This window comes from Streptomyces sp. WELS2, assembly GCF_013870595.1.
Classification (GTDB): Bacteria; Actinomycetota; Actinomycetes; order Streptomycetales; family Streptomycetaceae; genus Streptomyces.
Genome location: NZ_JACBWZ010000417.1, coordinates 1 through 5,440, shown reverse-complemented (window position 1 = coordinate 5,440; position 5,440 = coordinate 1). Strand labels below are relative to the sequence as shown.

The 5,440-nt window shown below is 71.0% G+C and carries 7 protein-coding genes, 1 tRNA gene and 1 riboswitch; of the genes, 4 read left to right on the top strand and 4 right to left on the bottom strand.

From position 1 onward, the window contains the following. Positions 1–1,420, bottom strand: a 1,420-nt coding sequence (locus H5J33_RS22070) for an MFS transporter (RefSeq protein ID WP_181796649.1), incomplete at its 3' end; no start/stop codon positions are given. Between the two features lie 61 nt (positions 1,421–1,481). Next, positions 1,482–2,795, bottom strand: coding sequence for a DUF445 domain-containing protein (locus tag H5J33_RS22065; protein WP_258565295.1), 1,314 nt, complete (start codon positions 2,793–2,795; stop codon positions 1,482–1,484). A gap of 134 nt (positions 2,796–2,929) precedes the next feature. Between H5J33_RS22065 and rdgB the strand changes: the two genes are divergently transcribed. After that, the gene (gene rdgB / locus H5J33_RS22060) at positions 2,930–3,532 is read left to right on the top strand and encodes an RdgB/HAM1 family non-canonical purine NTP pyrophosphatase (RefSeq protein ID WP_181796648.1); all 603 of its coding nucleotides are present in this window, start codon (positions 2,930–2,932) and stop codon (positions 3,530–3,532) included. 7 nt (positions 3,533–3,539) lie between these two features. Here the strand turns inward: rdgB and H5J33_RS22055 are convergent. Beyond that, positions 3,540–3,623: transfer RNA gene (locus H5J33_RS22055), tRNA-Leu, on the bottom strand. A 46-nt stretch (positions 3,624–3,669) separates the two neighbouring features. After that, positions 3,670–4,137, bottom strand: a complete 468-nt coding sequence (gene bcp / locus H5J33_RS22050; RefSeq protein ID WP_181796647.1) for a thioredoxin-dependent thiol peroxidase — start codon at positions 4,135–4,137, stop codon at positions 3,670–3,672. 103 nt (positions 4,138–4,240) lie between these two features. Between bcp and H5J33_RS22045 the strand changes: the two genes are divergently transcribed. The 3 genes from H5J33_RS22045 (at position 4,241) to H5J33_RS22035 (ending at position 5,426) form a co-directional block, all read left to right on the top strand. Continuing rightward, positions 4,241–4,570, top strand: a complete 330-nt coding sequence (locus tag H5J33_RS22045) for a DUF3618 domain-containing protein (RefSeq protein WP_181796646.1) — start codon at positions 4,241–4,243, stop codon at positions 4,568–4,570. A gap of 24 nt (positions 4,571–4,594) precedes the next feature. Next, positions 4,595–4,954: a co-chaperone GroES gene (locus tag H5J33_RS22040; protein WP_030610388.1), complete on the top strand. Its 360-nt coding sequence runs from the start codon at positions 4,595–4,597 to the stop codon at positions 4,952–4,954. Positions 4,955–5,002: 48 nt separating this feature from the next. Next, a riboswitch (guanidine-III (ykkC-III) riboswitch) is annotated at positions 5,003–5,074 on the top strand. Positions 5,075–5,105: 31 nt separating this feature from the next. Then, entirely contained in the window at positions 5,106–5,426 is a 321-nt protein-coding gene (locus H5J33_RS22035; protein ID WP_030610391.1) for a multidrug efflux SMR transporter, read from the top strand. Positions 5,427–5,440 lie beyond the last annotated feature (14 nt).

Here is a 5,440-nt window from a genome sequence, read left to right as displayed (position 1 = left end):
GGCGTTCGGCTCCTACCGCCAGGAACACCGCGACCAGGCCGGCCGCGCACATCAGCGCCGCGCCGATGGAGAAGGCCAGGACCGTGTCCCGCACCCGGCCGGTGCCCGTGAGGTCGGCGAACAGCAGCGGGCCGCTGATGCCGCCGGCCGCCGTGCCGAGGGCGTAGAAGAAGGCGATGGACATGGCGCGGGTCTCCATCGGGAAGATCTCCGACACCGTCAGATAGGCGCTGGAGGCGCCCGCCGAGGCGAAGAACAGCACCACGCACCAGCAGGCGGTCAGCGTGAACGCGCTCAGCGCGCCCCGGCCGAACAGCCAGGCCGTGCCGAACAGCAGCAGGCCCGACAGCAGGTAGGTCGAGGAGATCATCACGCGCCGGCCGACCGTGTCGAAGAGCTTGCCGAGCAGCAGCGGGCCGCAGAAGTTGCCGGCCGCGATCACCGCGAAGTAGTAGCCGGTGTGGTCGGCGGGCACGTCGTAGAACTTGGTCAGGATCGCGCCGAAGCCGAAGGTGATGGCGTTGTACAGGAACGCCTGGCCGATGAAGAGGGAGAAGCCGAGGGCCGCGCGCTTGCGGTAGCGGCCGAAGACGGTGCGGGCGATCTCCAGGAAGGAGACGCTCTTGCGCTGGTGGATCTCCAGCTCGCCCTCGGCGTCCGGCAGCCGTTCGCCGCGCTCGGCCTCCACCCGGCGTTCGATGCCGGAGACGATCTCCTCGGCCTCCCGGTCCCGGCCGTGGATCAGCAGCCAGCGCGGGCTTTCCGGGACGTGCCGCCGTACCAGGAGGATGACCAGCGCGAGGACGGCGCCGAGGGCGAAGGTGAGCCGCCAGCCGACGTTCGCGGCCAGCAGGTCGGTGTTCAGCGCGACGATGGACAGCAGGGAGCCGCCGACCGCGCCCAGCCAGAAGCTGCCGTTGATGACGAGGTCGACCCGGCCGCGGTAGGCCGCCGGGATCAGCTCGTCGATCGCGGAGTTGATCGCCGCGTACTCGCCGCCGATGCCGAAGCCGGTCAGGAAGCGGAACAGGAAGAACCACCAGGCCTGCCACGAGACGGCGGTCAGGGCGGTCGCGGCCAGGTACACCACCAGGGTGATCATGAAGAGGTTCCGGCGGCCGAACCGGTCGGTCAGCCGGCCCCAGAACAGGGCTCCGGAGCAGGCGCCCGCGACGTAGAGCGCGGCGGCGACGCCGGTGACCTGCCCGGAGGAGATCGCCAGGCCGCTGCCGGACTCCGACAGCCGGCTGGCGATGTTGCCGACGACCGTGACCTCCAGGCCGTCCAGGATCCATACGGTGCCCAGCCCGATCACGATGGTCCAGTGCCAGCGGGACCAGGGCAGCCGGTCCAGCCGGGCGGGGATGTCCGTGGTGATCGTCCGGCCGGTCCGCGCGGCCGGCGTATCCGCTTCTCTCATGGGCCCCCTCCTCCTCGAAGGACGGAAAACCGGGTGCCCTGACCGCGCCGGAACAGTCCGGTCAGGCTCCCAGGCCGCGCGAGACCGCGTAGATCAGCAGTCCCGCGAGGGATCCCACCACCGTGCCATTGATCCGGATGAACTGCAGGTCGCGGCCGATGTGGGCCTCGATCTTGCGGGTGGTGTGCTCGGCGTCCCAGCCCGCCACGGTGTCCGTGATCAGCGAGGTGATCTCCTTGCGGTAGGTCGTCACGACGTGCACCGCCGCGCCCTCCACCCAGGCGTCGACCTTGCCCTGCATCTTCTCCTCGGTGGCCATCCGGGTGCCCAGGGACAGCAGCGCGGACCGCACCCGGCGGCGCAGCTCGCTGCGCTCGTCCTCCGCCGCGGCCACGATCATCGACCGTACGGCCGTCCAGGCGGACGCGATCAGGTCCTGGACCTCGCCACGGCCCAGCACCTCGCTCTTGAGCCGCTCCACGCGGGCCCGGGTGTCGGTGTCGGACTGGAGGTCGCGGGCGAAGTCGGTGAGGAAGCGGTCCAGCGCGCCGCGCGCCGGGTGCGAGGGCATGTCCCGCGTCTCGGTGACGAACCGCAGCAGCTCCTTGTAGACGCGCTCGCCGACCTTGCGGTCCACGAACCGCGGGGTCCAGCCGGGCGCGCCGCCCTCCACGGCCCCCATCACCTCGGTCCGGTGCAGCTCCAGCCAGTCGTGGGCGCGGGACACCACGAGGTCCACCATCCGCCGGTGCCCGCCGTCGGCGACGACCTTCTCCAGGGTCTTGCCGATGCCCGGCGCGATCTCCCGGGCATTGGCCCGCCGGGTGACGGCCTCGCCGACGACCGCCTGCACGTCCGAGTCGCGCAGCACGGTCAGGGCGCCGCGCAGGGCGGTGGCCAGTTCCGCCGTCACCCGGTCGGCGTGTTCGGGTTCGGCCAGCCAGGCGCCGAGCCGGCTGCCGATGCCGACCGCGCGCAGCCGCTGCCGTACGACGTCCTCGGAGAGGAAGTTCTCCCCGACGAACTCGCCCAGCGAGACGCCCAGCTGGTCCTTCTTGGTGGGGATGATCGCGGTGTGCGGGATGGGCAGCCCGAGCGGGTGCCGGAACAGGGCGGTGACCGCGAACCAGTCGGCGAGCGCGCCCACCATGCCGGCCTCGGCCGCCGCCGCCACATAGCCGGCCCAGGCCCCGGCGCCCGCGTCCTGGGCGACCTTGGCGAGGACGTAGACCACCGCGACGAACAGCAGCAGGCCCGTCGCCGTGAGCTTCATGCGCCGCACCCCGCGCCGGCGCTCCTCGTCGGCGGGGGTGAACGCCGTCATGGTGCGGTACGACGCGGCCCGCTCCGGTGTTCTGGTCTCGGTAGGTTCCATCAGCTCCGCCCGTCCGGTGATCCCCGCGCACAATTGTCCCTGCCCGTCCGGCTCCGGAACCAGGACGGGAGTTCCCGGTGCCGGTACCCAGGGCAGGCGCGGGGGTGACCGGGCGGGGAGGAATACTGTCGGGCATGACCCGCTTGATCCTCGCCACCCGCAACGCCGGAAAGATCACCGAGCTGAGGGCGATCCTCGCCGAGGCCGGACTGCCGCACGAACTGGTCGGTGCCGACGCCTTCCCCGAGGTCCCCGACGTCAAGGAGACCGGTGTCACCTTCGCCGAGAACGCCCTGCTGAAGGCGCACGCCCTGGCCCGGGCCACCGGGCTGCCGGCCGTCGCCGACGACTCCGGGCTGTGCGTGGACGTGCTGGGCGGCGCCCCCGGCATCTTCTCCGCCCGCTGGGCCGGCCGGCACGGCGACGACGAGGCCAATCTCAGGCTGCTGCTCGCCCAGCTGTCCGACATCGCCGAGGAGCACCGCGCGGCCCACTTCGCCTGCGCGGCGGCCCTGGCGCTGCCGGACGGCACCGAGCGGGTGGTGGAGGGGCAACTGCGCGGCACGCTGCGGCACGCGCCGGCCGGTACGAACGGCTTCGGCTACGACCCGATCCTCCAGCCGGAGGGCGAGACGCGGACGTGCGCGGAGCTGAGCCCCGAGGAGAAGAACGCCATCAGCCACCGGGGCAAGGCGTTCCGGGCCCTCGTCCCCGTGGTGCGGGAGCTGCTGGCCTGATCTCCGGTGCGGCCGGAGGGACTCGAACCCTCACGGGAGTTACCCCACTGGGACCTAAACCCAGCGTGACTGCCAATTCCACCACGGCCGCCTGGTGCTGCCCGGCCATGCTAGCGGCCGGGCAGTGCCCGCGGTCGTCAGATGCCCAGATCCTTGATGATCTTGGCCACGTGGCCGGTCGCCTTGACGTTGTACAGGGCGCGTTCGACCTTGCCGTCCTCGTCCACGACCACCGTGGAGCGGATGACGCCGACGACCGTCTTGCCGTAGAGCTTCTTCTCGCCGAAGGCGCCGTACGCCTCCAGCACCTTCTTGTCGGGGTCGGCCAGCAGGGTGACCTTCAGGGACTCCTGCTCGCGGAACTTGGCGAGTTTCTCCGGCTTGTCCGGCGAGATGCCGATGACGTCGTAGCCGGCGGAGGCCAGGACCTCCAGGTTGTCGGTGAAGTCGCAGGCCTGCTTGGTGCAGCCGGGGGTCAGGGCCGCCGGGTAGAAGTAGACGATGACCTTGCGGCCCTTGTGGTCCGCAAGGGACACCTCGTTGCCGTCGGCGTCGGGGAGGGTGAAGGCGGGGGCAACGTCCCCGGGCTGGAGTCGCTCGCTCATCGGACTAGCGTAACCGGGGGCCCTTGCGGTGCGGTCCGGCCACGAGCTGACAGACTGTTCGTCAAAGCAGCAGCAGATTTCGGCAGACTTCGGAGGCCGTACGGTGGCGGACACGTCGGACACCAGAACCCCGGCGCAGATCGAGGCGGACATCAGGCGCCGCCGCGAAGTGCTGGCCGAGACGCTCGACGAGATCGGGGTGCGGGTGCATCCGAAGACCGTCGTCGCGGACGCGAAGGCCAAGGTCGTCGCGAACGTCGACCATACGGTCGGCCGGGCGTATGTGCAGGTCAACCGCGTTGTGAGCGAGGTGAAGGCGCGGTTCACGGACGAGGAGGGGGCGCCCCGTCTGGAGCGGGTGGTGCCCGTGGCGATGGTCGTCGTGGGGGTCGTGGGGCTGCTCGCCCTGGGGGCCCGGCGGCGCAGGGACTGACCGGGAACAGGTAGGTTTCGACGCGTGAGCGCCAACAGAAACGAGCAGAGCACTCCCCACCACGACAAGCTGCCCATCCGGATGCTGCACGACCGGGTTCTCGTGCGGCAGGAGACCGGTGAGGGCGAGCGGCGGTCCGGGGGCGGCATTCTGATTCCCGCCACCGCGGCGGTCGGGCGGCGGCTGGCCTGGGCCGAGGTCGTCGCGGTCGGCCAGAACGTACGGACGGTGGAGCCCGGCGACCGGGTGCTGTTCGACCCGGAGGACCGGGCGGAGGTCGAGGTGCGGGGCGTGGCCTACGTCCTCATGCGCGAGCGTGACCTGCACGCCGTGGCCGCGGACCGGTTCGAGGGGTCGGAGGACTCCACGGGGCTGTACCTGTAGCACGCGGCGGCGAAGAGGGCCGGTGACCATCGTCACCGGCCCTCTTTGCCGTGCCTTTGCTACGTTGGAAGGAACCCGACGAGACGCGCCGTACCGGGTCCAAGGCAAAGACGACGCACCCCCTGGAAGTCACTGTCTCGGAGGTGCCGTCATGGCCTGGATCCTGCTCGTCGTCGCCGGTCTGCTGGAAGTCGCCTGGTCGATCGGGATGAAGTACAGCGAGGGTTTCACCCGTCTGGTCCCGAGCCTGTTCACCGGCGCCGGCATCGTCGCCAGCATGGTCCTGCTCTCCTACGCCGCGAAGTCCCTGCCCATCGGCACGGCGTACGGCGTCTGGGTGGGCATCGGCGCGGCCGGTGCGGCGGTGCTCGGCATGGTGGTGCTCGGTGAGCCGGTCACCGCGGCCCGGATCTTCTTCGTGTGTCTGCTGCTGGTCGCCGTGGTGGGACTGAAGGCGACCAGCGGTCACTGAGCCGCGGGGGCGGC